The sequence below is a fragment of the Photobacterium sp. GJ3 genome, from assembly GCF_018199995.1.
In the GTDB taxonomy this organism is placed as follows: domain Bacteria; phylum Pseudomonadota; class Gammaproteobacteria; order Enterobacterales; family Vibrionaceae; genus Photobacterium.
The window spans coordinates 354836-377655 of sequence record NZ_CP073579.1; the positions used below are offsets into that span (position 1 = coordinate 354836).

A 22820-nucleotide genomic window follows, 5' to 3' on the forward strand; every position below is an offset into this window, starting at 1 on the left:
ATAAGTGCGCCTGTCCTGATAAGAAAAGACTTATTCCGGCAGTGGAATAAACTCCGTTTCATCACCGGGTACTATCGGGAATTGCTGATTGCGCCAATCTTCTTTGGCTTGCTCAATCCGCTCTTTCCGGCTGGAGACGAAGTTCCACTCGATGAAGCGGGGGCCGATGTTTTCGCCTCCGATGATGGCGATTCGGGAAGGTTCTTTTGCTTCAATTTCAATGCCTTCATGCGGTGAGAAAATAGCCATGCTGTGTTCAGGTAGGACGGAGTCTTTTGCGCTGACCTGGCCTTGAGCAATGTATAGCGCTCGTTCATCGGCCATGGGGAGTGTCAGGCGTTGGCCGGGTTGAAGTTCTGCTTCTACATATAAAGTGTCCGCAAAAGTTTTGACTGGCGCGGTCACACCATAGGCTGTGCCCATCATCACACGCACGGCTACACCTTCAACTTGAAGTGCAGGAATCGTATCTGCCGGATAATGATGAAACGCCGGTTCGCATTCCTCATCCGGAACGGGCAGAGCCAGCCAGAGTTGAAGGCCGTGCAAGGTATGTGCTTTTGCTGTGACGTCATAGCGTTCACGCTCTGAATGAACGATGCCACGGCCAGAGATCATCAGGTTGATATCGCCGGGTTTGATAGGCTGCAGATGCCCTAAGGAGTCACGGTGAAGAATCTCCCCGTCAAACAAATAGGTGACAGTAGCAATACCGATGTGGGGATGGGGGCGGACATTGATGCCTTCACCGGCCGGGAAGTGTGCCGGTCCCATATGATCAAAGAAGATCCAGGGACCGACCATTTTTTGTTGAATGGTGGGTAATAAGCGACGTACTGAAAATCCACCCAGATCTTTTTCTTTCGGGGTCAGGATCTGAATGATTGCGCCGCAGGCCCCACTGGAATCGCAGTGTTGCTCTGCGTCTTTGAAAGTATTGCTCATGAAAACCACCTTGTTTGAAAGCCTTGAATGCTTTCAGTATGGAAGATCATGAGTAATGTGCGAGTGGGATGCTTCAGGGCGCCAATCGGCACCCCGGAGCGAATTTTAACTCAGCGGCTGGAAGGAATCAGACGCTGTACCGCAAACGACTGACCCCCTTCTTCGGAAATATTGATGGTCAGGGTATGTGCTGCTTCACGATGGCTGTAGACAAAAGCTCTGCCGTTTTGATCCGTGGTGTAGTGTGATTTCTGACTTGGGACAGTCACATCAACATTGGCCTGTGGCACGCCATCTTTTTGAACCTGAACCCAAGCGCCACCTCTTTGTGGAGATACATCAACAGTGAGTTCAGCAAAAGCGGATGCGGAAAGAGTCAGTGTACTCAGTACCAGCGCAGGTAGGAATGTTTTCATCATGCTTACTCCAAAATAAACGTGTGATGTGGAAAGGATGAACCGTATTGATGGTGTAGAGATTAAATGTGATTTAAATCACAATCCATATCAATTTATCTTTTGTCTTGTTCGAAAAATCAGAACAAGATTGGCATAAGAAATAAGCTATCCAACAATGCGATCTAACTTTATGATATGTCTGCGTTTGTCAGGAACGACACAGTATTCAGGATGGAACTATGACAGCCAATACGGAAGCACAACAGGTTTCTCTTCGACATGCCACTCTGGCAGACCTGGCTTTTTTATTCACGCTGCGTGATCTGACGATGAAGACTTATCTGGAGCAGGCTGGCGTGCCGGCTGACAGAGAAGCTTCGTTGGAGCGGATTTTGTATCAGTTTGAACATGCACAGGTGATTGAAGTCGATGGTCAGAATGCGGGACTGCTGAAAGTCAGTTATTCGTATGAGCAACGGCAGTGGTCTCTGCATCAAATTCAGATCTTACCCCAGTATCAAAATCGTCAGATAGGCCGCACTCTGATTGGTCAGTTGATTGAGCGAGCATCTGTAAAAGGTGACCGTGTCGCGCTGAGCGTACTGAAAATGAATCCGGCAAAGCATTTGTATGAGCGGCTTGGTTTTTACAACGTCGGTGAAACAGAACAAGAAATTCTGATGCAGTGCCAGCCTGGTGTTGCTCAGGGAAAAATGATTGATATTGAGCCGGTGACACGCGCAGAGCGTGCCCGGCTGGTGGATATTTTTCTTGAGTTAGAGGCGTATTATTTTGCTGATCAGGCAGCCTCTCAGTCTGAAATTGAAGCCTATCTGACCGATTCACTTTTTGCAGATCATTCAGGCGTCCGCGTTGTTGCGGCTTATACAGGCGGCGTGATTGTCGGGTTTGCGACTTATAGCATCCTGTATCCATCCCCAAGTTGTCCGGCCAGATGTATATGAAGGATTTATTCGTTGCAGCCAGCGCACGGGGTCAGAAAGTGGGACAGGCACTGATGCGGTACCTGGCAAAGTATGCTTTCACGAAGGGATGTCACCGTCTGGACTGGACCGCAGAGCGCACAAACCCTAGTGCCGGGCGCTTTTATCAATCCATTGGCGCCACGCAAGTCACAGAGAAAGAATATTACCGCTTTTCGGATGAGGCGCTGGCAGCTTTCGCATCTGGCAGCGACCAGACACGACAACATTGAAACAGAAAGGATTCAGGATGAAAGTGATTCGCAGTCAGGAATTTACCGCCCATCGGGCATGGGGAGCATTGGATATCGCCAATATGAAAGGGATCACGACCCGCTTGCATTGGACGGATCAACCCTACAAATGGCATATCAATGATGGTGAGGAAGTCTTTGTCGTGCTCGATGGTGAAGTGGAAATGTTTTACCGCGAAGCCGGTGTGGAGCGGTCTGTGATCTTGGGTGTCGGGGATATCTTTTATGCTGCGGTGGGCACGGAGCATGTCGCACATCCGAAAGGTGAGGCGCGAATTTTGGTGATTGAAACCGAAGGAAGTGTCTGACATAAAAAAGGCGCAGAACAATCAGGGGGAATGATACGAACTGCGCCAGTCGGAAGACTGCCTGGCGACAGAGACTGAAGCCAGCCGCTTTATGCCATTAATTAATAGACCGTGGCATAAATCTCAACGTTTGCTGATTCGCCGGTATGACTCAACATGAAATGGACATAACCGGATTGCTCGGATTTCAGTTCGATAAACTCCTGATGGCCCGCGTAGGTGGAGGCCGCGTCGTATAGTGTCTCCGTTGGCCAATGCGCCTGAGCTGCATACAAATTGGTATTTCCCGGCTGGTTGTCGGATGTCGGTGTCACCCAGACACGCACGGACTGTCCGGCATTTGGCACGTGAATCGCCAGATAACGCTGTGCTGAAACTTGTATTGTTTGCGGCTGATCCGCAGTCAGCACAATGGGCGTCAGATCATCAGCGGGCTGTGTTCCCGGAGGCGTTGGATTGTCGGCAGCCACCTCTGCAGATGCCGTCAGGGACACTTGGCTGAATGCTTCCCGGCCAGTCACGCTCAGGTAATAGCGACCCGGTTTAATGAATCCATCCGCTTGTGGTGTGAAGTCGAGGGTTTCGTTGCTGCCCGGCGCGAAAGCGGTAAAGTCGAAGTCGTAGTAATGGGCGATACGGCCAAAGCTGGCGTAGAGATCGGCATCACCGTCACCGGTAATACGCATAGAAAATTCCCGTGTTTTTGCCGGAATATCAACGTAGTACAGGTGCTCACTGTAGGCTTCGCCTGCCAGCGTGACTGGGGAGTTCAGGCTCAGTGGCGTTGCTTCATCAGGCGTTGGCTGCGGATCCGGCGCAGGTTCACCCGGTTCTTGCGTGGATTCAACGGTCAGCAGCCATTGGTTGAACGCAACCCCGTATGTATTTCCCAGTGTTTTGGCCGTTTGGGTCCATTGGGTGTAATCTCCCTGACGACCAGCAGACAGCAGAGTATTGACTTCGTCAGGATGGTTTTCCATCAGGAAACGCACGGCCAGATAGCCCCAGCGGTAAACTCTGTTCAGATCGTGATCATATGTTGTCGACAAGACTTCAGACAGAGAGTATGTCTGCTCCCGGGCCAGTTCGACAGCGGCTGTGTAGCCTTGTTTGTAGTGCATGTACTCCGCAAATCCTTCCAGCCACCACACCGTGTGACCCGGACTCAGAACGTCATTGAAATCGCCGTACAGATTGAAGCGGCCATCCAGATAATGCACATATTCATGTTCCAGATTCAAAATGCTATAGCCTTCGGCATATTCATTGCGGTATGCCACGAATCTGGCCTGGTTTTGCGGGTCTGCCGGATTTCCTTCCAGATACTGACCGCCGTTGTTGGTGGTATTGCCAAATAGGAAATTGGAATAACTGACGTAATCTGCATTGTTATCAAAAACAACAACTTCAACCGTATCATTCAGATCGTCTGTAACCGGCTGATAACCGGAATTCACAACCTGATGAAAATCTGCTTCTTTGTCGGCAAGGACCGCGCAGACGTCAGCTGCCTGAGCCTGTGTCATCTGTTGCGCACGGACGATCGCAGGACCTTCGCAGTTGTAGCGGAAGGGCATCACCATGGCTTCAAGCTTTGCCTTTGCGTCTTTCACGCCGAGTGATTCTGCTTTGTCGGGCGCAAAATAGTTGATCATTTCTGCAATGCCAACCCACATTTTGTTGCTCTTCCCACCCAGCGGATAACGCTGCAGCAGAGATTCAAGGATCGACAACACCTGCTGACGAGTGCTTTGGTGCGGCGAGACTAACAGGCGGCCCATCTCTCGTGCGGCATTGGTTACAATGAATTCAGCTTCAGTGCCGAGCGCCCATTCGTTATCCAAAACGAATTGATGTAACTGCGTCAGATATTCCGGATGTTGTGCCAGATCATCATAAAAAGTATCCAGGCTAATGTGGCCGCTCATTGCGCGGAACAAATTATTGAGTGCATCAACGAATTGAAGATCCTGTGCCGTTTCCGGTGTGAACTGATGCATCAGTTGCAGCTGATTTGCCATGGTCAGCGGCAACTGGCGGATGTTGTCGACCATCACCGTCATGCTTTTCAGAGCTGCGACTTGTTCTCTGCCGCTTTGCGCAGCGTAAGGGGAGGCCAGAAACGCGTTGATTGTCCCGGCAAGTGCGATATCCAGTGAGTCGGAAAAATCCCCGTACTGTGCTTTGTTCGGGTATCGCACGTAATAGGCGGCCCGGACGAATTCGCCCAGATTTTCAATCACAGCAGCTTGCTCTGCTCCACCCTGATACCCTTGGATCTGAAGCATTAACTGTTGCTGAATATTCAACAGGCTGTTCTCACTGAACAGGGTATTCAGTGTTTCTGGTGGCGCTGAGAACCATGCATTCCGACAATCCAAATCCGCCTGCTCAATGTCCGTGACAGGGGTTGGAGAAGCCAGTAAAGCTTCAATTTCGCAGGCAGGAGCTGCAGATGCGTTGTTCGCATAGAGACCAGCCGCAACAAGCAGTGCCAGTGCTGAGTGTCTGAAACCGGATTGTAAATTGTTCATATAAGCAACCTGTTGATTTGCGTGGAGTAAAGAAACGCGTTATACCAACAAGCAATAAAAATGCATTGAGTTGAATATGAAACTAAGATGTTGGTTCACAAAACAACAGCATCGTATATGAGGGAATCTGGATGTGAGCCATGGAAGTGACTTGCTGGAATTTGAGTATGGTGGCGGCGGGTTAGAACCCAATGTACGTTCTGAGCTGAAACTGAATCTCGCTCACTGAAATGCAAGTGATATTTATGTCAATTACATTATGAGAAACGAAAGAAATCACAAAATAAACCTTTCTATCAGGCCCAAGTCAGAGATTAGTCTTTATTCTCTGAAGGGACAGCTATATTCAACTCAAACAATATTAAATATTCCTTATGGAAATCCTCGCGACGGAATCGTCGATGGTGGGCCAGCCTCTGCTGCGTAATTCTTTGTCGTGGCGCTTGATGCCAGTCAGCATGAAGGGTCATAACCGGATGCAGGCCACCTGACAGTGAGAGAGCAATTATGTATTCCCGACGTTTTGATACGCCACTCAGCCATTTTTCTCCGGACGCATTACAAAGTGAATTAAATGTCATGCTGGATCCGGCATCTCGCACCTGGCTTCAGGTCGGCAGAGACAAAATCCTGGATTGCCGCACGCTCGAGCTGGCAGTGAATACCCTGTTGCTCACCAGTGCGATGGCACAACGAAAGCTGGGTGAAGAAGCACTCAGATATCAGCCGGAAGGGACGCACTGGCAGGTGGATCAGGCTGCCCGGTTACTCTTGCTGCTGACGCTCAGAAGCATTGTCCCAGCGGTGAACTGGCCTGAATTAATGCTTTCAATTTACCGTCAGTTTGATGTCAGTGAAAAGATTGTCACGGTTCGGGCTTTAGACTGGCTGGCAGCAAATCATGAGTTGAATCCCATTGCGGTGGAGACCGTGAATACCTCGAATCTCGACCTTTTCTCGGCGCTGGCACTGAAAAATGCTTACCCGGTGAAATTCTTAAATGAATGTACTTTTCTAAAGCTGATACAAAAAGCAGTGTTGCTGGACTTGAATCTTGAGCAGATTGAAGGTTTGCCGCTGCGTCAGTCGCCGGAACTGACCAAACTGTGTATGGATCTGGTGCGTGAGCGGCTACATGCTGAGCAGGATATTCCACCGAGTATCTGGCTGGGGATGCGATATCGGTATTTGTCTGACCAAGGTAAAGATCTCTATTTGGGTAATGTATTCTCAGAGTCTGAACAACATCAGTATTTTACGCTGTTAGGGCTGGTGAATAATGGAGCACAGGAATGTCCAGCCGACTTCTGGCAACAATTGGCGAAGTCAGCTTTTTCTATGGCGCCGCACATTCGTCCGCTTGCCGATGAGTTACTCAGTGAGGCGCGATTCTCGCGAACGTCTTCATGTTTCAATACCGGTCATTTTCGGACATCATAACGTCAGGGGACAGGCATGATTATTCGCCTTCGCTGAAGGTTTTTAGCGGGACAGTCACAGAAGAGAAACTGTGTCTGTCCCGTTAGTGCCGTTAGTGTATGTCTGCGGAGGTGGATGAATCCGTTGAGTAGTACACGTTACATGTCAGGGGATTTGAGCTTGCATACTGATTTCTGGGTTGACTCAAATCGGTATAACGGTCTCCCAGAGTGAGAGGGCCTGCGAAAATTGCTTCTGTAGCGATGGAGCAGGCATCATTGCCATCGGCTTCGGTACAAAAATCAGCAGGATAGACGGAATTTATCGCGCCAATGATGATGCCATTGCCTTCTTGCCCGCATTGCCAGTTAAATCCGGCCAGATATTCCCAGTGACTTCTGTGACCAAAAAGCAACCGGATCATGTCGTCCTCAAAAAGGCCGTTCCAGTTAAAGGTCCATAAGAAGATCGAATTGATATGTGACTTGTGAGAAATATCACCGCTGAGGTAATTCAGATTATTCATATCCCAGGAAGGGCCAGTGTGGGTGCCGAGATCCCCCAGAAATGGATTCCCGGCAGATAACCCACATTGCAGACCCCAGGTTTGACATTGCTGAGCCGCGAGATTGGTATCCTGGTTGCTGTCTGCTTCAATAATAAATGTGCTTTCTTTTTGCAGGTTTCTTTGAACAATTTCATTTCTGACAACTTGCGTATAAGCCGTATTTAACTGACTGGCTGGCCAGACACCCCAGTATTTTCGGAGGGTATTGTCACCGGTACCTAATGTATCAAACACAATGTGAGTCAGCGCCTGATAATCTGCGTGGGCTGCATTGTCGGTTTTTACATCCAGCCAGACAGCACCAATCTGGCTGTTGTTTATCCCTGAAGCGCCTGTCCCTGTACGGGCTGTCTCGAGAACATCCGATAAGTTATAGGCTGTCGTATCTCCCCGATGATAAGCGCACCATAAATCTCGCGTACAGCGGCGGTGGGCGGGTATGTTTTTGGCGAGCGATATATCCACTTCTATCGCATTTAAATGGTCGTCAATGGCGTGATTCACCGCAGCGGGGCTGTTGGCTCTGTGTGCAAACAACCATGCACCATTTGAAGCAAGCGTTTGATCAGGGCTGATGAAAATAACGATGAAAATAATATACAAACGTTTAAGCACTATCTCCTCCATGATTATTGTCGTGAACAATGAAACATTGTTTGTAAAACAATGCTGAGGCCAGCCAATTTATCATGATCTGGTTTTGTATAAAAAATCATGCAGGTGCTCTGCTCAATGGTGAATACCGGGGTCCCAAGAGGCGAGCTTAATGTGTCTGTCCCGATATGGGGGAGCATCAATGGATACATACGAAGAGACATAAAGTGGGGACAGGCACAGTGTTCTGCTTTTCCCTCAATTGGGACAGACGCATGATTGAGTAAGGTGCCTGTCCCGGTTAGATAAAACTTCTTTGAACATGTGCCTGTCCCAGTTTGATAAAACGTATTTAAGAAATCGGCCGAACAGAGCGCCATCTATTGATAGATCTTTGGTGAGAAAACTTTGGAGTAACATGAATGGGATCAAATCAGGCTTGAAGAAGTCGATCATCTATCTTGGCATGATGATTGTTCTGGCCTTTGTATTTCAATTGGCCGTAGGGCGTGTAACGTATCATACGACCACAATTGCAGCGTTCATGGTGTCCATCGCACTGGCGCTCAGGTTACAGTTGAAGCATGTGCCAGTGTTGTCTGTCCTCGTTGTGGCATATCTTGGTCTTGATCGTCAGATGCAATGGTTTTTGCTGGCTGGCCCGAAAGAGAAGCATGTCTACAGCATTGTATTGAATAGCATGTATTATTGTTTGCCTGTTGTTGGGGCTGTTCTGCTGGAAAAAGTTTGCCGGAAATGTGAACGCTGGATTGGTTAATGAGGCTCGGACCATGCTGAGGTCACAACCCAAACGAAACAGCCACATCCAAGATGTGGCTGTCTGATCAATTGGCGAAACGGCGTATCTCTTCAGTTAGTTGATGTTCATGAGCCCGGATGGCTTGTATTCATTGGTAACCGCTTCCGGGTTTTGAACTTGTGACTGAGCTGCGGATCGCCATTCACGGAAATCGTGCCCGGTCGGGGCTTGCGACACCCGTAATCCAAATTCTGGCAATACTGCAAACAGATGGTCAAAAATATCAGACTGAATCCGTTCATATTCCACCCAGATGGTTGTATTGGTGAAACAATAGAGTTCGAGCGCTATCCCGTCATGTGTTGGGGGTAACTGGCGTACCATCAATGTCATTTGCTGGTGAATATGCGGGTGATGACGCAGGTAACGCTCCAGATAAGCCCGGAAACTCCCCAGATTTGTCAGGCGACGGCCATTGATCCGGCAGGCTAAATCCGTTTGACTCTGAGCGTTATACTTGCTGATTTCTTCGACTTTGCCTTTCATGTAAGGCTCAAGCAATTGCGCTTTTTGCAAGTAGCGAATATCGGATTCGGACAGAAAACTGACGCTGGTTGCATCAATCAGCATGCTGCGTTTAATTCTGCGCCCGCCGGATTGCTGCATGCCTTTCCAGTTTTTGAAGGAGTCAGATATCAGCGCATAAGTTGGAATTGTCGTGATGGTTTTATCCCAGTTCTGAACTTTTACTGTGGTCAGGCTGATATCAATCACATCGCCATCGGCACCGTATTTTGGCATCTCCAGCCAGTCGCCGACACTTAGCATTTTATTTGCAGAGAGCTGTATTCCGGCGACCAGACCCAGAATTGGATCTTTAAACACCAGCATGATGATCGCCGTCATGGCCCCCAAACCACTCAGCAGAATCACCGGTGATTTACCAATCAAAATCGAAGTGCTCAGCAGCGCTGCGACCACAAAGAAGATTATCTTCAGGCTCTGGGAAATGCCGCGTAAAGGCATATTCCGGCCAGCCTGGGTCCGTCCGAGCAGAACTTCAATCACGCCAAGCACGGCATAAAGAGTCAGCAAGCTGTAGAGCACAATCCATAACGAGGTGAATGTCTGAAGAATTTCGTAAACGGCGCTGTCGTCAGAAAGCCAGAGCTGTGCCTGAATGGCAATGACAATCCCCTGAATCAAAAGTGCGAAGCGGCTGAACAGTTTTTTTCCGAAAACTGCCTGATGCCAGCGTGTTTCACTATGGCCGGTAAAACGGTTGAGCCACAGAATGACCCCACGATGCAGCACCAGATGAATCACAATAGAAATTGCGGCAATCAGGCCGAGGGCTTCGCCCAAATCAATCAATCGCTGAACATCAATTTGATGTGCGTTGAACCATTCCGTAATCATGTAAAAAACGTTGCCTTCTCTCATTCACTGGCGGCCAATGTAGCATGAAAGTACCAAAACAAACACGATTGGAAGGCGGATTTCGATGTGATTGCCGGGCAGGCTGATCTCTGGTGATGAAGGAGTAAACAACTGGAACCAAAGAGTCATATTTTCAAAACAATATGCTTGTTGTTGCACTTCAAATGCTGAATAATTGACAGATATGAAAATTTCATTTTTCGATGCATGTCAACGGGTGATGGCTGCTCAGTGAATTGAAATGAAGTGCACTTGGATAGACAGGGAGATCACAGAAATTCATGGATAATCGCGAAGAACTCTGGCGTCGGTATTATGAGCGAGCGTTGGGGCGTAATCACAACCAATTAGCTGAGAGAGCCTTCGAAATAAACCAAAGTGGTGTGGAGATCGTGGTGGATTGCGGCTGCGGGACAGGCAGTGATATTCAATTTTTCAGCAATCTTGGTTATCGGGTACATGGTTTTGATATCAACGCGGATGCGATTGCACTGTGCAGACAGCGCTTTTCAGAGAACCCGCAGGTCGAGTTGATGCAAAGCAGCTTTGAGCATTTTGATTACCCGGCGGCTGGCATTGTGTATGCCAGTAACAGTTTGTATTTTTCCTTACCCGATGTGTTTCAGGATACCTGGGCACATATGACTGATTGTCTGGTGAACCGGGGGGTATTTGCCGGGGATTTCATGGGTGTTGAGGACGACTGGGCGACAGGGCATCATCAGGTCATCAATGCGTTTACCCGAGATGAAATTCAGGCGCTTTTTCACGATTTTGAAATCATTGAATTGTCTGAGCGGAATGAAATGGGGTCAACGGTGCTGGGGAAACAGAAGCGCTGGCATACTTACAGTGTGTTGGCGGTCAAAAAAGAAAACCGGAGCCATCCGTTTATTTTTTGAACCTGCTGTGCCGTTGAAAGTCCGACGGTGCCAAGCAGAAAAAGGGGATGAACCGATTCATTGTGGTTTTTATCCCCCTTTGTTTTTTATTCTCCGCGCGGGATATTCTGCAGGTGCAGAATAAAATCGTCGGGCTTCATGGTCTCATCATTGAAATATCGGTAAATCTCACTGGATGTGGCTTGCTGAGCAATCGGGCTGACCGCCATGGAGTCCACAATACTGGGGATCATTTGCCCGGTTTTCGTTGCGGTTTCCATATCTTTCTTGGCATTGATTGAACAACTGTTGAAGCCATTCAGTTTGATATCACTTCTGGCAGGCAGTGCCCCTTTGACGCGATTGAAGGCCTTCAGAAATTCAGGGGAAGACAGGGTTTTGCTGACAACTGCCGCGGTTTGTTCATCCGTTCGCGGGCTGTTAAACAATGCGAAACTGTCCATATTGTAAATAAACCCCGGGTGTTCGGCAGGCGCCGGGTAGCAGGCTATATCCGTGGGCACTTTCGCATGACTGGCCAGCAGATCTCCCAATACCCAGTCCCCGGAAATCTGAAAGGCACGTTCGCCTTCAATTAAAAGCTGTGTTCCTTCATCCCAACGCATGTGCGACATGCCTGGTTTGACTAAACGGCTGATCGCTCGGAAGCGATGGAGGATCTCGTGCGTGGTATCGCTGTTCAGGACGGCAGGATCCATCTGGATGAATGCACGCTGGTAATAGTCTGCGCCCCCGTATCCAAACGCCAGATTTTCAAATAACAAAGCAACCTGCCATTGATCCTTCCCAAGTGCCAGCGGTTCAACGCCGTTTTTTTTCAGACGCTCGAACACATCAATGAGGGCATCCCAACTTTCGGGCACGGCAAGACCGTATTGTCGCAGGACTTTTTGGTTGATCCACATCCAGTTCAGGCGGTGGATGGCAATGGGAATCGCAACATAGCGTTGCTGGTACTGATTCACCTGCTGTGCCACGGGCAGAAGGTTGTCATGCCAGTTTTCATCTTTGGCGACCTGTTCAAGTTCATGCAGAAAGCCAAGCGCTGCCCAGGATTGAATCGAAGGGCCTTCCAGTTGAACAATATCCGGGGGGTACCTGCAATCGCCCGAGCCTGAAGAATCGACATCGCCGTATCACCGCCGCCACCCGGGATCGGTTGATCCAAGAGGCTGACACCAGCCTGTAACAGCGCATCTTTCACCAGATTAAAGGCTGCAACTTCACCTTTGGAAGTCCACCAATGCAGAAATTCAATCTCTTTGGGATCGGAAGTTGGTGCATTGTTGTTTGCTGTGGCCTTGCCAGAAGAGAAGCAAATCAGCAGGCACAAGAGAAAAAATGGTTTCATGTGTCGCTCGTCAGTCGGATATCAACAACCAGGCCTTGCTCAGGATGATTATGCAGCGTTAAATCACCCCCGTGGCTGCGTGCAATACTGCGGGAAATGGTCAGGCCCAGTCCAGAGCCCAGTTCATCTTGTGGGTTAACCCGAAAATAAGGTTCGAAGACTTTTTCGGCCCACTTTTTATCCAGCCCTGGTCCGTAGTCACGGAATTGGATCTGAATGTCTATCTCAGTACTTCTCATTGAAATATCGACTTTTTCTCCATATTTCACTGCATTATCAACAATGTTGTAGAGGCAGCGTTTAATCGCGAGAGGTTTACCCAGATACAACATGGGCGTGTCGGCCGAAAAGGTCACCGTATGCTCATTTCGATTGTAGTAACTGGCGCATTGTTCAAGCACTTGCGTGATATCTATCCATTCAGGCTCTTCATGGATATCGGTATCCCGGATACATTGCAGGGCACCTTTGAGCATCAGGTCAAATTCATCAAGTATCTTCTCGAACCGTGCTTTGGCCTGCTCATCGTCCAGCATTTCCGTCCGCAGCTTCAGGCAGGCAAGGGGCGTTTTCAGATCGTGAGATATCGCACCAAACAGCATTTCCCGATCACGGATATAGGAACGGACTCTGCGATTCATTTTATTGAATGCGCGCACGGCAGCTCTCGCTTCAAGACTGCCTTCTTCGGCGACTTCTTCCACATAGAGCTGTCCGCCCATCAACGTCGCTGCTTTGGCCAGTCGCCGAATTGGCCGGATTTCCTGGCGTAGCAGCCAAACAGTGCACAACACGAGTAACAGGGAGGATATCCCTAGGAATATCAGTTGCTTCTGATCGATGAACTGAGGGGACAAGGTTGAAAAGGGGACAGGCAGTGTTGCAGCCAGATAAAACCATTCGTTGTCGGACATCTGCACTTGCATGACCACAATGGGCAAATCCATATCGCCCAAAGCAAGGCTGTAACTGGCCCAGATTTCAGGCAGAGCATCCAGTTTAATGCCGGAGTTAAATACCCGCAGATCCTGGCGCTTGCTCAGGGCAACATGAATTTGGTTTGTTTTACGGATTTTCTGGTGGAGTATCTGGCTGGCGGTTGACAGCAGGATGTCTGTCCGGCTGTTCTGAGCCAGGGGCGTTGTGGGCAGCAGGCGTTGGTTAATCGAAATAAAAAATCGTGTCCCGCCCATTTCACGAATCTGGTTGAGGATCAGGTATCGGTAGTTCACGGGCAGCGCATGGAAATAGTTGTAGGTGTCCGCTGCATTCGACATCAGACTTTCCATGGTTTTTTTCAGGTTATCCACCTCTTTGCTGGCATTGGATTGGTACCAGATGAGTCCAGCAATCAGTTCCGCAATAATAATCACGATCAGCAGTGTTGCCCCGATGCGAAAAGTAATCGAGGAGAAAAGTGACTGAACGCTGCTCAACCTCATATCGCCCCGCAGCTTCAGGAGACAACATCGCTGGCAAGCATATACCCTTTATTTCTGACGGTCAGAATCAGGGTACGCTCATCATCATGTAAATGTTTTCTCAGCCGGCTGATTTGTACATCAATGCCCCGTTCAAAGGGATCGGCATCCCGCCCCCAGATACACCGGGCAATATCATCGCGGCTGAGCAGCTGATTCGGTTTATCCAGCATCAGGCTAATGAGATTAAAATCTGCCCCAGACAACTGAACGACCTCGCCGTCGGGACTGAGCAAGCGGCGTTTGAGCAGATCACAGGTCCAGCCGGAAAAGCGTAACTGATGGGGGGCAACCGGGTCATCCTGCGGCACTTGTGTGCGTCGGAGCAGGGCCTTGATCCGGGCCAGTAATTCTCTCGGGCTGAAGGTTTTGGTGATGTAATCATCGGCGCCGATTTCAAGCCCGGCGATCCGGTCGACTTCATCGGTGACTGCGGTCAGCATAATGATTGGCACATTCGAGCGTTTTCGGATCTGGCTGCATAAGGTCAGTCCGTCATCGCCCGGCAGCATAATATCCAGAATAATCAGGTGTGGTTCTGTGCGATGCAAATGCTCCCACATTTCTTCCCCGTCACATGCAGTGAGAACTTTAAATTCCGAACGGCCCAAGTATTCGGTGAGTGCATCCCGAAGTTCCTGATTATCGTCCACAATGAGTATGGTTTTCATATCCCTTGATTCCTCATACCAGTTCGTACGTCAGAGCATTGTTATTGTGTTTTGTGATGTTTTTGAAGCGCCAATGCTTGGAGTGCTCTCAATTCTTTTCAGATATTTGATTGAGGCACCAGATTTTGCGGCTTTGTTACATCGTTGAAGCAAAACCGCAGCAAGGTAATCAGTGCTATATAGCTTATTTTTCATCCACGCTGCAATTTATATGTGTAACAAAGCACTTACAAAATCATTCGCTTTTTTAACCTATCCGGTCTGTTAATTCTTTAATTTAGAGGCGGGTTATATTTCATTACACAAGGAATTGAACATGATCAGTAGTGCGTTTGGATTATTACAACGGATTGGCCGGTCGCTGATGCTGCCTGTCGCCGTATTGCCGGTGGCCGGCTTATTATTAGGGATAGGTTCCGCGAATTTCTCTTGGATGCCGGATTTAGTGTCTGACATTATGGCGATGTCCGGCGATGCCGTTTTTGGAAACCTCGCTTTAATTTTTGCCATCGGTGTTGCGTTAGGCCTGTCGGATAATGACGGAGCCGCCGGATTGGCAGCGACGGTTGGTTTTGCCATCATGACGGCGACTATGGGCGTGATGGCGAAACTGCATGGCATTGAGCCTGCAACGATTTTGGGTATCCCAAGCCTGAATACTGGGGTATTCGGCGGCATTATGATTGGTGCGGTGGCTGCCTATCTGTTTAACCGCTTCCATAATATTCGTTTACCTGAATATCTGGGATTTTTTGCCGGTAAGCGTTTTGTACCCATCATTACCGGGATCACCGCAATTTTCCTGGGGATCTTCCTGAGCTATGTCTGGCCGCCGATTGGGAATGCCATCGATAGTTTCTCGCACTGGGCTGCGTATCAGAGCCCGACAACGGCCTTCGGGATTTATGGTTTTGTTGAGCGTTCGCTTATTCCTTTTGGTCTGCACCATATCTGGAACGTCCCATTCTTCTTTGAAGTGGGTGAGTATGTGGATCCGGAAACCGGGAAGGTGATCAAAGGTGAGATTCAGCGTTATCTGGCCGGTGACCCAACCGCAGGGAATCTGGCAGGTGGCTATCTCTATTCGATGTGGGCACTGCCTGCCGTCGGTCTGGCCATTTATCACTCAGCACGCCCGGAAAAACGTGCGCTGGTCGGCGGTATTATGGCTTCTGCTGCGTTGACATCCTGGCTGACCGGTATCACTGAACCTATGGAATTCTCGTTCCTGTTTGCCGCCCCTGTGCTGTATGTGATCCACTGTATTCTGACTGGCATCGGCTTTGCACTGGTGACCACATTCGATATCCATCACAGTGTCACGTTTGCCCATGGCGCGATTGACTTCCTGATCTACTTCCCGCTGTCGCAAAATGCCTGGTTGTTCATCGTGATTGGTCCGCTTTGGGCGCTGATGTACTACACCATTTTCAGGGTACTGATTGCGAAGCTGAACCTGATGACGCCGGGGCGTGAGCAAGATGCGGAATCTGTCAGCAACTTGTCTGAAATTGGCACGGAACTGGCCGAGAATCTGATTCAGGCTTTGGGCGGTAAAGGCAATATCAAGCATGTGGATGCCTGCATTACCCGCCTTCGTGTGAGTCTGCGTGATATGGGGAAAGCCGATATTCCTAAAATCAAGCAGTTGGGTGCCCGGGAAGTGCTGGTGGTTGGTGATAATCTGCAAGCCATCTTCGGCACTCAGTCCGACAACATCAAGACTGAAATGAATGCAGTATTGGTTGCGTCGCAGTAACGCAACGTCGCGTGGTCAGGCTGAAGCAGAATTTTTGCGAAAGCTTATGCGGTGAACGGTTTGTTCCCTTCCCCCGGAATAAGCTGTCAATGAAAAGCCGGGTCGCACAGGTGTGATTCCCGGCTTTATTTTGTTCATTCGTCTGAGTCAGTAGGACGCCAGATCAATCCTTTCATCGTGAATCTGACTGGCTTTCAGGATAACGGGAATGGCTTTTGAAATGGGTGTATCACTCAGATCGCCTTTACTGTCCAGTGCAACCAGTGGATTGGTTTCCGGGAAGTAAGCCGCCAGATTACCAGCGGGGATATCGTAACCAATGAGTTTGAATCCTTTGACCTGACGTTCAATGCCATCCGCAGCCAATGAGGTGACATCAACCCGGTCACCCACATTCAGGCCCAGTGCTTCAATATCGGCCGGGTTCATCATGAGCACTTTTCGCTCGCCGGAAATACCGCGGTATCTGTCTTCAAACCCATAAATGGTGGTGTTGTACTGGTCGTGAGAGCGAACGGTCTGCAGTACAAACACGGGATCTTCACTGAGTTGCCGGAGGTTGGCAGCCAGCAGATGTTCCGGCAGCGGGTGTGTCTTGAATTCGGCTTTACGTGAATCCGTATGCCAGATCCGTTCAGCAGCACTGTTGCCCAGATAAAATCCGCCGGGTTGCTTGAGCTTCTGGTTCATGTCTGAAAATCCCGGAATGACATCTGCAATCAGCTCACGAATCCGATCGTAGTCTTCTGTCAGCTTTAACCAGTCCACGGGCTGTTTGCCGAGTGTTGCCTGAGCTATACCGGCGATGATGGCAGGCTCTGAACGCATTTCACCGGTATCACTTTCAACAACCCCTCCGGAAGCGTGCACCATGCTGAAGGAGTCTTCAACCGTGACCGATTGCGGGCCATTTTTTTGCAGGTCGATATCTGTCCTGCCCAGGCAAGGCAGGATCAGGCTGTCTTTGCCGGTGATCAGGTGCGTCCGGTTCAGTTTGGTGGCGATGTTCACCGTGAGATTGCAGTTCGACAGGGCTTGCTGCGTTAACCGTGTATCCGGCGTCGCCGACGCAAAATTGCCGCCCAGCCCAATGAATACTTTGCTCTCACCTGCGAGCATGGCCTTGATCGCATGAACGGTGTTGTGGCCATGCTGTGTCGGCGGTGAAAAGCCAAAGGTTGCTTCGATCGCCTGATTAAAGGCAGGGGCCGGTTTTTCGTTGATCCCCATCGTTCGGTCACCCTGCACATTACTGTGACCCCGAACGGGACAAACCCCCGCGCCGGGTTTGCCGAATTGTCCAAACAGCAACTGAAGGTTGGTAATTTCCTGGATGGTGTTCACGGAGTGCTTATGCTGCGTCAGACCCATCGCCCAAGTGATGATGACCCGCTCGGACTGCCGGTAAAGGTTCGCAGCATATTCGATATCATCCTGGCTGAGCCCGGATTGCTCAACAATGGCGGACCAGTCGGTCTGTTCCACTTCAGTCAGATACTGCGTCATGCCCGTGGTATGCGCCTGGATAAAGTCCTGATCGAAAATCGACGGGCGACCCGCCAGCATTTCGGTTTTGTCGGTTTCGAGCAGTGATTTCACCATGCCGCGAACCACAGCCATATCGCCGCCCAGTTTGGGCGTGAAATAATGACTACTGATTCGGGTTGCGCCGCCTGTCAGCATTTCAGCAGGAGATTGCGGGTTGGTGAAGCGTTCCAGGCCACGCTCTTTCAGGGGATTCATCGTCACAATTGCAGCACCGCGACGTGCTGCTTTACGCAAGGTGTCCAGCATACGTGGATGGTTGGTGCCGGGATTCTGGCCAAAGACAAAAATGGCATCAGCCTGATCAAAGTCTTCAATCCGGACGGTTCCTTTCCCCACGCCAATACTTTGCTTCAGTGCCACACCACTGGCTTCATGGCACATATTCGAGCAGTCAGGAAAATTGTTGGTGCCATAAGCGCGGGCAAAGAGCTGGTACAGAAACGCAGCTTCGTTACTGGCTCGGCCTGAAGTATAAAACTCGGCCTGATCCGGGCTTTCCAGCGTGTTCAGATGGTCGGCAATCAGGGCGAAAGCATCGTCCCATGAAATGGCTTCATAGTGGTCGGTTTGCGCGTTATAACGAACCGGGTGGCTCAGACGTCCCTGATATTCAAGAAAATAATCGCTCTGCTGTTGTAGCCAGCCCACCGGATACTGAGCAAAGAATTCAGGCGTGACCCGACGACTGGTGGCTTCCCAGTTCACGGCTTTCGCACCGTTCTCACAAAAACGAAAACGGCCGGGTTCTTCGGATTCTCCCCAGGCGCAACCCGGACAGTCAAAGCCATGATCCTGATTTGTTTTCAACAGGTTACGGATATTCCGGGTGACGTTTTCGCTTTTCACCAAATGACGGGTAGTACTGGCGAGTGCGCCCCAGCCACCGGCGGAGCCTTTATATTGTTTAATGGTCATGGTGATTCCTTTCCTTGTGCGGCACTGATACAGGCATGGCGAGCTCAATCGTCCGGGGTTGTGTGCAGGTCATTGGGATCGGCAACGATGACAGATGATTTTTTGAATGAGCAGGTCGATGCAATATCCTATTACGGCTTGCTTCATAAAAATGTAGCATTGACCACAAAAAGTGTAAGGATTGTACGAATTATCTGTCAATTCTGTGTCAAGTCATCATCGATAATATGAAGCAAGACAATCGCTTATGCAGCGCTGTGCTCAACAGCTGTTACTTGCGCGTTACACTGAACCTCAAGCGTTTTGTGCTGGAGTCTGGTATCTTAAGGCCTGAGCGGAATAAGCATTGCATGCTGTCATGGCATGGATTGAATTGAGGAATGCAGAATGATTGCGAACAAGCTGGTACTGGTTGTCGATGATGATCAGGAGATTCGCGAACTGTTAGAGGAATATCTGACCAAACAAGGTTTTCAGGTTGTGACGGCTGAGGACGGCGTCGCCATGAAGCGAGAAATGACCATCAGTGAACCGGATTTAATTTTGCTGGATATCATGTTGCCCGGTGAAGATGGTTTCGAACTTTGTCAGCATGTCCGTAAAACGTCTGATGTGCCAATTATTATGCTCACTGCAGTGTCTGACGAGATGGATCAGATTGTGGGGTTGGAACTGGGAGCAGATGACTACATTGCTAAACCGTTCAGTCCCCGGCAATTGATGGCACGTATGAAAGCGGTGATGCGGCGCGTGAAGTCGTCTGGTCCTCAGCCGGACATCAGCCAACAGGCACTCCCGAAAGCCTTTTTGTTTGACCGGTGGCGGTTGGATACGGCATCACAAATGCTGCAGGATATTCAAACCCAGCGCAGTTATGAAATGACCAACAGTGACTACGCATTACTCCTGTTGTTTTTAAGCCGGCCGAATGAAGTCCTTGATCGCGATACCATTTTCTATGCAACGCGGGGACGGGATGCCCAGCCTTCGGAGCGAGCCGTGGATGTTCAGCTGAGCCGCTTGCGTCAGCGTCTGGGGGATAAAGGCCGCCAGCAGCGCCTGATCAAGACAGTGCGCGGCAACGGTTATTTGTTTAATGCTGATGTCAGTTATGAAACCAAGGACTGAGCCTGTGCCGGTGGAAGGATGATGAACTGGAAGAAATGGTGGCCAACTTCGCTGATGGCCCGGACCCTGTGGTTTACATTGCTGGCCGTTTTTCTGGCCCAGATGATTGCAACGCTCATCTGGTACGGACAATCCAAACGTCGAGACCTGGAAGGGCTGGATTCTGCAGCGGCCAGTATGGCTACCATGTTCGCATCGACCGTCAATTTTTTTGAGTCCCTGCCACTGCAATATCGTCATATCGTGCTGGATCAGATCCGGAACATGGGGGGAACGCGGTTTTTCGTATCATTTAATGAAGAAGAAATCCGGATTGATCCGATTCCTGTTTCCCGCATGAAAAACACAGCCGTGCAGGCGATTGAAACTGTGTTGCACGATAAATTGCCGCGGCTGGATGTCATCCGGGTGGAATTTTCTCGCCCGGAAACACTGCATGTGTTGAGTAATGACATTCTCCTGAGCGATCTGCCCCGTTCCTGGGCTCATTACACTTTGAGTCTGGAGCCACTGAATCCACCGATTCTGGTTGTTCAGCTGGAATTGGCGGAAGGGGAGTGGCTCTACATTGCCGCATTATTACCGCCGCCTTACACGTCGCTGGAAGATGAAATCATTACCGGGCAGCAAGTGATGTTCTTACTGTTTATAACGGCCTTGTTATTGCTGTTTACCTACACCATGATCCGGCGTCAGACCAAGCCGCTCAGGCAATTGGCAGACGCTGCCAATGCGCTCAGCATGGATATTTATCAGCCGCAGCTCAAAGAAGAAGGTGCCAGTGAGCTGGTCACCGCAACCCGGGCGTTCAATCGGATGCAGCAGCGTTTACGCCGGTATATTGATGACAGGGAACATTTGTTCTCTTCGATTTCTCATGATTTGAAAACGCCCATTACCCGGTTGCGGCTTCGGGCGGAATTACTGGAAGATGACAGCAAAATCGATAAGTTCAATAAAGACTTAGATGAGCTGGAAATGATGGTGAAAGGCGCGCTTCAGACGGTTCGGGATACCGATTTGCATGAGAATCTGGTGCAGGTTGATCTTTCTGAGATGCTGCGCAGTATTTCGGAAAGCCATAACCGCGAGCAGATCCGGGTGCATTTGCCTGAGGTTGAGATTGCCCCTGTCGCGGGCAAGCCGCTCGCGCTGAAGCGTTGTCTGAGTAATCTGATTGAAAACGGTGTGAAATATGGGCAGACCGTCTGGCTTGATGTGGACGACTCCAGTGATGCGGTCGTGATTCGAATCTGGGACCAGGGGCCCGGCATTCCGGATGAGAAGATGGACTCAGTCTTTGAGCCATACGTCAGGCTGGCCAAGGATGATGAAGGTCATGGCTTAGGGTTGGGTATCGCCCGGAATATTTTACACGCCCATGGCGGTGAAATAACCATCCGTAATCTGAAGCAAGGCGGACTGGAAGTCACCCTGACGTTACCCCGGCTCATGGACTAAAGTCGTTCAGTACCATGGCATCCAAATTCAATTGGTTCAGAAACTCATGATGAAACAAGGTTCTGCAAGCAAAAATTGCTGGATACATCTGTCTTCAATCGTTGTGATGGCGACAGTGCTGGTCATGTCTTCAAAGGTGAGTGCAGCCGTGACGGAACCCAAGCGGGACGTTGAAGTGCTGCACTGGTGGACATCAAAAGGCGAGATGAAAGCTGCCAGAGTGTTGCAAGACAGCTTAGAGCAACAAGGCATTGCCTGGCGAAACTTTGCCATTGCGGGTGGTGGCGGGGAAAGTGCGATGACTGTCCTGAAAAGTCGTGCAGTGTCCGGAAACCCACCGACAGCGGCTCAATTGAAAGGCGAAGATTTGCAGGAATGGGCGATGCTGGGTTTTCTCACCCAGTTAGATCCGGTCGCTCAAAAGCAACATTGGGATCAGTTATTGCCACCCGTGATCAGTCAGATCATGAAATATCAGGGGCACTATGTCGCCGTACCCGTCAATATTCACCGTGTGAACTGGCTTTGGGTCAACCCAGCCTTACTGAAAAAAGCAGGCGCTGAGTTGCCAGACTCTCTGGCTTCGTTTTTTGCAGCGGCCGAAAAGCTGAAACAGGCGGGTATTGTGCCGATTGCTTTAGGCAGCGACCCCTGGCAGGAAGTGACTTTATTTGAGTCCATCGCGTTAGCGGTTCTGGGGCCTGAAGATTATCGGAGCGCCTTCGTGGATTTGGATTCCGGCCTGCTGAGCAGTGCCAAAATGGTTGAAGTGTTCCGCCAGTTTGACGCGATTCGTCCTTATGTTGACGTCAGAACCAAAGCCATGGAATGGAGTGATGCCAGTGCCATGGTTGTGGATGGTGAAGCGGCCATGCAATTTATGGGGGACTGGGCGAAAGGTGAGTTCACCGCGATGGGCAAAGTACCGGGTGTGGATGTACTTTGCTTGCCTGCGCCAGGCACACAAGGATTTTTTACCTACAATATTGATAGTTTTGCGTTCTTTAAACACGACGCCACCATGAATCTGGAATCGCAGGCACAAATGGCGTACACGATTCTGACGCCAGAGTTCCAACGTCAGTTCAACCTGGCGAAGGGGTCGATTCCGGTGCGCAACGATGTGCCTTTAACAGAGTTTGATCGCTGCGCTCAAGCATCGGCACAAGCGTTTCAGGCGAATGCAGAACACCATCAGCTCGTGCCCAGTCTGTCGCAGGGACTGGCGAATAGCAGCTATGTGCAGGCTGCAATTTTTGATGTGGTCACGGATTTCTTCCACAGTAAAAAAGCGGACCCGAAGCAAGCTGCCATGCGATTGGAAAGAGCAGTCCGGTCTGCCCGCTGATCGCTTTGTGCATGTGGTGTGGTCAATGATGAAGAAAAGGGAGGCTTTGCTTT

The 22820-nt window shown here is 49.9% G+C and carries 18 protein-coding genes and 2 pseudogenes; 10 read left to right on the forward strand and 10 right to left on the reverse strand.

The genetic code is table 11. From position 1 onward, the window contains the following. Positions 1-30: 30 nt before the first annotated feature. Together KDD30_RS18430 and KDD30_RS18435 are read right to left on the reverse strand one after the other, a co-directional pair. Entirely contained in the window at positions 31-945 is a 915-nt protein-coding gene (locus KDD30_RS18430; protein WP_211651455.1) for a pirin family protein, read from the reverse strand. A gap of 110 nt (positions 946-1055) precedes the next feature. Then, on the reverse strand, positions 1056-1364 hold the full coding sequence (locus KDD30_RS18435) for a hypothetical protein (protein WP_211651456.1): 309 nt from the start codon (positions 1362-1364) through the stop codon (positions 1056-1058). 308 nt (positions 1365-1672) lie between these two features. On the opposite strand from KDD30_RS18435, the pseudogene KDD30_RS18440 reads away from it, so the two are divergent. The 3 genes and pseudogenes from KDD30_RS18440 to KDD30_RS18450 all read left to right on the forward strand — a co-directional run. Further along, a pseudogene (locus KDD30_RS18440) lies at positions 1673-1957 on the forward strand (GNAT family N-acetyltransferase); the annotation flags it as partial. A 102-nt stretch (positions 1958-2059) separates the two neighbouring features. Further along, positions 2060-2559: pseudogene (locus KDD30_RS18445) on the forward strand (N-acetyltransferase family protein). A 17-nt stretch (positions 2560-2576) separates the two neighbouring features. Then, positions 2577-2888, forward strand: coding sequence for a cupin domain-containing protein (locus tag KDD30_RS18450; protein ID WP_211651457.1), 312 nt, complete (start codon positions 2577-2579; stop codon positions 2886-2888). Between the two features lie 101 nt (positions 2889-2989). Here KDD30_RS18450 and KDD30_RS18455 read toward each other — a convergent pair whose 3' ends face one another. Beyond that, positions 2990-5422 carry a M9 family metallopeptidase gene (locus tag KDD30_RS18455; protein WP_211651458.1) on the reverse strand — a complete coding sequence of 811 codons (2433 nt, stop codon included), beginning with the start codon at positions 5420-5422 and terminating at the stop codon, positions 2990-2992. A gap of 507 nt (positions 5423-5929) precedes the next feature. Here KDD30_RS18455 and KDD30_RS18460 point away from each other — a divergent pair. After that, entirely contained in the window at positions 5930-6862 is a 933-nt protein-coding gene (locus KDD30_RS18460; protein WP_211651459.1) for an EboA domain-containing protein, read from the forward strand. 91 nt (positions 6863-6953) lie between these two features. On the opposite strand, the gene KDD30_RS18465 is transcribed toward KDD30_RS18460, so the two are convergent. Next, positions 6954-8024, reverse strand: coding sequence for a hypothetical protein (locus KDD30_RS18465; RefSeq protein ID WP_211651460.1), 1071 nt, complete (start codon positions 8022-8024; stop codon positions 6954-6956). Between the two features lie 397 nt (positions 8025-8421). On the opposite strand from KDD30_RS18465, the gene KDD30_RS18470 reads away from it, so the two are divergent. After that, complete coding sequence (locus KDD30_RS18470; protein WP_211651461.1) at positions 8422-8781, forward strand: hypothetical protein; 360 nt, start codon at positions 8422-8424, stop codon at positions 8779-8781. A gap of 96 nt (positions 8782-8877) precedes the next feature. Here the strand turns inward: KDD30_RS18470 and KDD30_RS18475 are convergent, their stop codons facing one another. After that, positions 8878-10182, reverse strand: a complete 1305-nt coding sequence (locus KDD30_RS18475) for a mechanosensitive ion channel family protein (protein ID WP_211651462.1) — start codon at positions 10180-10182, stop codon at positions 8878-8880. A 302-nt stretch (positions 10183-10484) separates the two neighbouring features. Here KDD30_RS18475 and KDD30_RS18480 point away from each other — a divergent pair, with 302 nt between their 5' ends. Further along, on the forward strand, positions 10485-11105 hold the full coding sequence (locus tag KDD30_RS18480; protein WP_211651463.1) for a class I SAM-dependent methyltransferase: 621 nt from the start codon (positions 10485-10487) through the stop codon (positions 11103-11105). A gap of 86 nt (positions 11106-11191) precedes the next feature. Here the strand turns inward: KDD30_RS18480 and KDD30_RS18485 are convergent, their stop codons facing one another. From KDD30_RS18485 to KDD30_RS18495, 4 genes are read right to left on the reverse strand one after another with little or no spacing between them, the layout of a single operon-like run. Further along, entirely contained in the window at positions 11192-12181 is a 990-nt protein-coding gene (locus KDD30_RS18485; protein ID WP_371826138.1) for an ABC transporter substrate-binding protein, read from the reverse strand. Next, positions 12067-12456 carry a hypothetical protein gene (locus tag KDD30_RS24610; RefSeq protein ID WP_249199413.1) on the reverse strand — a complete coding sequence of 130 codons (390 nt, stop codon included), beginning with the start codon at positions 12454-12456 and terminating at the stop codon, positions 12067-12069. Before KDD30_RS24610 ends, KDD30_RS18485 begins: the two co-directional genes overlap by 115 nt. After that, a complete protein-coding gene (locus KDD30_RS18490) occupies positions 12453-13898 on the reverse strand; it encodes an ATP-binding protein (protein ID WP_211651464.1) in 1446 nt (481 codons plus the stop codon). The genes KDD30_RS24610 and KDD30_RS18490 overlap by 4 nt, the downstream gene beginning before the upstream one ends. 14 nt (positions 13899-13912) lie before the next feature. Next, a complete protein-coding gene (locus KDD30_RS18495) occupies positions 13913-14608 on the reverse strand; it encodes a response regulator (RefSeq protein WP_211651465.1) in 696 nt (231 codons plus the stop codon). 316 nt (positions 14609-14924) lie between these two features. Here KDD30_RS18495 and ptsG point away from each other — a divergent pair, with 316 nt between their 5' ends. Then, positions 14925-16367, forward strand: a complete 1443-nt coding sequence (gene ptsG, locus KDD30_RS18500; RefSeq protein WP_211651466.1) for a glucose-specific PTS transporter subunit IIBC — start codon at positions 14925-14927, stop codon at positions 16365-16367. A gap of 147 nt (positions 16368-16514) precedes the next feature. Here the strand turns inward: ptsG and KDD30_RS18505 are convergent, their stop codons facing one another. Further along, the gene (locus KDD30_RS18505) at positions 16515-18830 is read right to left on the reverse strand and encodes an FdhF/YdeP family oxidoreductase (protein ID WP_211651467.1); all 2316 of its coding nucleotides are present in this window, start codon (positions 18828-18830) and stop codon (positions 16515-16517) included. Between the two features lie 387 nt (positions 18831-19217). Here KDD30_RS18505 and KDD30_RS18510 point away from each other — a divergent pair, with 387 nt between their 5' ends. The 3 genes from KDD30_RS18510 (at position 19218) to KDD30_RS18520 (ending at position 22767) form a co-directional block, all read left to right on the forward strand. Further along, positions 19218-19958: a response regulator gene (locus tag KDD30_RS18510; RefSeq protein ID WP_211651468.1), complete on the forward strand. Its 741-nt coding sequence runs from the start codon at positions 19218-19220 to the stop codon at positions 19956-19958. A gap of 21 nt (positions 19959-19979) precedes the next feature. Continuing rightward, positions 19980-21419 (forward strand): ATP-binding protein, encoded by a 1440-nt coding sequence (locus KDD30_RS18515; protein ID WP_211651876.1) that lies wholly within the window; start codon positions 19980-19982, stop codon positions 21417-21419. A gap of 106 nt (positions 21420-21525) precedes the next feature. Then, a complete protein-coding gene (locus KDD30_RS18520; protein WP_371826139.1) occupies positions 21526-22767 on the forward strand; it encodes an ABC transporter substrate-binding protein in 1242 nt (413 codons plus the stop codon). Positions 22768-22820: the final 53 nt, after the last annotated feature.

Bases quoted from the DNA above. Each gene is read 5' to 3' on its own strand.
- KDD30_RS18480 (WP_211651463.1), top strand. From the start codon at position 10,485: ATGGATAATCGCGAAGAACTCTGGCGTCGGTATTATGAGCGAGCGTTG.
- KDD30_RS18510 (WP_211651468.1), top strand. From the start codon at position 19,218: ATGATTGCGAACAAGCTGGTACTGGTTGTCGATGATGATCAGGAGATT.
- KDD30_RS18430 (WP_211651455.1), bottom strand. From the start codon at position 945: ATGAGCAATACTTTCAAAGACGCAGAGCAACACTGCGATTCCAGTGGG.
- KDD30_RS18515 (WP_211651876.1), top strand. From the start codon at position 19,980: ATGAACTGGAAGAAATGGTGGCCAACTTCGCTGATGGCCCGGACCCTG.
- KDD30_RS18495 (WP_211651465.1), bottom strand. From the start codon at position 14,608: ATGAAAACCATACTCATTGTGGACGATAATCAGGAACTTCGGGATGCA.
- ptsG (WP_211651466.1), top strand. From the start codon at position 14,925: ATGATCAGTAGTGCGTTTGGATTATTACAACGGATTGGCCGGTCGCTG.
- KDD30_RS18450 (WP_211651457.1), top strand. From the start codon at position 2,577: ATGAAAGTGATTCGCAGTCAGGAATTTACCGCCCATCGGGCATGGGGA.
- KDD30_RS18505 (WP_211651467.1), bottom strand. From the start codon at position 18,830: ATGACCATTAAACAATATAAAGGCTCCGCCGGTGGCTGGGGCGCACTC.
- KDD30_RS18455 (WP_211651458.1), bottom strand. From the start codon at position 5,422: ATGAACAATTTACAATCCGGTTTCAGACACTCAGCACTGGCACTGCTT.
- KDD30_RS18470 (WP_211651461.1), top strand. From the start codon at position 8,422: ATGAATGGGATCAAATCAGGCTTGAAGAAGTCGATCATCTATCTTGGC.
- KDD30_RS18460 (WP_211651459.1), top strand. From the start codon at position 5,930: ATGTATTCCCGACGTTTTGATACGCCACTCAGCCATTTTTCTCCGGAC.
- KDD30_RS18475 (WP_211651462.1), bottom strand. From the start codon at position 10,182: ATGATTACGGAATGGTTCAACGCACATCAAATTGATGTTCAGCGATTG.
- KDD30_RS18520 (WP_371826139.1), top strand. From the start codon at position 21,526: ATGGCGACAGTGCTGGTCATGTCTTCAAAGGTGAGTGCAGCCGTGACG.
- KDD30_RS18490 (WP_211651464.1), bottom strand. From the start codon at position 13,898: ATGAGGTTGAGCAGCGTTCAGTCACTTTTCTCCTCGATTACTTTTCGC.
- KDD30_RS24610 (WP_249199413.1), bottom strand. From the start codon at position 12,456: ATGAAACCATTTTTTCTCTTGTGCCTGCTGATTTGCTTCTCTTCTGGC.
- KDD30_RS18435 (WP_211651456.1), bottom strand. From the start codon at position 1,364: ATGATGAAAACATTCCTACCTGCGCTGGTACTGAGTACACTGACTCTT.